The sequence below is a fragment of the Bradyrhizobium sp. C9 genome, assembly GCF_002532045.1.
Lineage (GTDB): Bacteria > Pseudomonadota > Alphaproteobacteria > Rhizobiales > Xanthobacteraceae > Bradyrhizobium.
The window spans coordinates 1-2632 of sequence record NZ_NWTG01000056.1; the positions used below are offsets into that span (position 1 = coordinate 1).

1 protein-coding gene is annotated in these 2632 nt (G+C 66.0%); it reads right to left on the reverse strand.

The annotated features are described in order from the left end of the window. On the reverse strand, window positions 1-2629 hold a 2629-nt coding region (locus CO675_RS39475; RefSeq protein WP_097677259.1), incomplete at its 3' end, for a hybrid sensor histidine kinase/response regulator. Between the last annotated feature and the right edge of the window lie 3 nt (window positions 2630-2632).

Genomic DNA, 2632 nt, shown 5'->3' on the forward strand with positions numbered 1-2632 from the left:
CGATCGCCGCCGGCGACACCATCGCCGACAGCGCGATGATCGGCAGCCCGGTGAAGTTGTGGTCGCTTCGGATGTTCTCGGCGAACTCGAAACCGTTCATCTCGGGCATCTCGATGTCGGTCAGCACGACGTCGAACGCCTGCCCCGAGCGCAGCGCCGCGAGCCCTTCCTGGGCATTCGGTGCAGTCCGCACCTTGTAGCCGGCGGCCTTCAAGACCGGCGCCAGCATGTTGCGGAAGAACGCGCTATCATCGACCAGCAGCACCGACTGCGCCGAGGCCGACGGGCGCATCTCCTTGCGCGAGAACCAGTCGGCAAACGCCATCGGCAGGAAGTGGCCGACATCGATCACCTCGGTGGCCTGGCCCTTGATCACGGCCGAGCCCAGAATGCCGTCCTGGCTGCCCGCGACCTCGATGTTGAGCCGCTCCTCGACGATGTCGATGATCTCGTCGACCACGAGCCCCATCGAGCGGCCGTCGTCGGCGAACACCAGGATCGGCTGCGACCCTTGGGTCTGCACCTCGACCCCGGCCATCTGCACCAGCGGCATCAGCTGCTCGCGGTACTGCACCATGTAGCGGCCGTTGGAGAGCTCGATCTTGTCGGTTGCGATCTCTTCCAGCCGGGTGACGAGGCCGAGCGGCACCGCCTTGGGCTGCGAGGAGCCGGCGCGGAACACCAGCAGCGAGGTCAGCTGCTCGCCGCTCGAGGCATGCGCCGCGGCATTGTCGTCGGCCATGTCATGGGCCGAGGAGCCGGACGCGCCGAGCGCCTTGGCGATCCCGTTGGGGTCGATGATCATGATGACCGCGCCATCGCCCAGGATGGTGTTGCCGGAGAACATGTCGATGTGCCGCAGCTTGGTCGACATCGGCTTGACCACGATCTCCTCGGTGTGGAACACGCCGTCGACCACGATGCCGAAGGTCTGGCTGCCGACCTGGGTCACCACGATGAAGCCGTTCTCGGCATCGGACGTGGTGGCGCCATCGTCGATCTTGAGCAGCTTCTTGAGATGGATCAGCGGCAGCAGCTTGTTGCGCAGCCGCAAGACCGCGGTGTCCTTGATCCGCTCGATGCGGTGCTCGGAGTTGGCGCGGGCCCGCACCAGCTCGACCACGGACAATTGGGGGATCGCAAACCGGTCGCCGCCGGCTTCCACGATCAAGGCCGAGACGATCGCCAGGGTCAGCGGGATCTTGATGGTGACGGAGGCGCCCTCGCCGGCCACGCTCTTGATGTCGATGGTGCCGCCGATCTGGTCGATATTGGTGCGCACCACGTCCATGCCGACGCCGCGGCCGGACACCGAGGTCACTTGCGCGGCGGTCGAGAAGCCCGGCGCGAAGATGAACTTGTGGATCTGGGCCTCGGTCATCTTCTCCAGCTCGGCCTCGGTGACGAGACCGTTCTGGAGCGCCTTGGCCTTGATCCGCTCGGTGTTGAGCCCGCGGCCATTGTCGGCGATGCAGATGATGATGTGGCCGCCTTCGTGATAGGCGGACAGGCGAATGGTGCCCTGCTCCGGCTTGCCGGCGGCGAGGCGCTCGGCGGTGGTCTCGAGGCCATGATCGGCGGAGTTGCGCACCATGTGCGTCAACGGATCCTTGATCAGGTCGAGCACCTGGCGGTCGAGCTCGGTGTCGGCGCCGTGCATCTCCAGCTCGATCTGCTTGCCGAGTTCGCCGGAGAGGTCGCGGACGATGCGCGGCAGCTTCTGCCAGGCATTGCCGATCGGCTGCATCCGCGTCTTCATGACGCCTTCCTGCAGCTCGGCGGTGACGTTGGAGAGCCGCTGCAACGGCACCTTGAACTCGGTGTCCTCGTTGCGCCTGGAGATCTCGAGCAGCTGGTTGCGGGTCAGCACCAGCTCGGAGACCATGGTCATGAGGTGTTCGAGGGTGTCGACGTTGACCCGGATCGACTGGTTGGCGATCTTGTCGCCTTCCTGGACAACATCCTCAGCGGCGGCCTTGCGGGCCGGCTTCTTCGCGGCCTCGGCCGGCTCGGCTGCGGGCGCTGCGGGCGCTGCGGCGACGGGCTTTGCGACCGGCGCCGGTGCTGCGACTTCGATCTCGGTCTCGCGGAAGGCGCGCTCGAGCTCGTCGAGCGAGACCTCGCCCGGACGCAGCGGACGCTCCAGCGTCTGCACCACCAGCGTGCCCTCGCTCATCGCTGCCTGCACGGATGGCGACTCAACGACAGGCACATCTTCTTCAGCGGCAGCTTCACCAGCCGCCATTGCCGCCATGCCGCGCTCGACCATCGCTTCGAGCTGATCGATCAGGTCGCGGTCGTTGCCCTCGGGCTCGGCTTCGGTCGCCTCGAGCCCGCCGAGGATCTCCTTGATGCGGTCGATCGAGGACAGGATCAGCGTCACGGCTTCCGCCTTCACCGGCATGCCGTCGCGGAATTTGCCCATCAGGGTCTCGCCGGCATGCGCCAGCGCTTCCAGCCGCGGCAGCCCGAGGAAGCCGCAGGTCCCCTTGATCGTGTGCACAAGGCGGAAAATGTTGTCCAGGATCTTCGCGTTGTTCGGATCCTGCTCGAACTGCACCAGCTGGTTGTCGACCGTATCCAGGCTCTCGCTGCTCTCCGTCAGGAACTCGCGCAACAGATCGTCCATGAA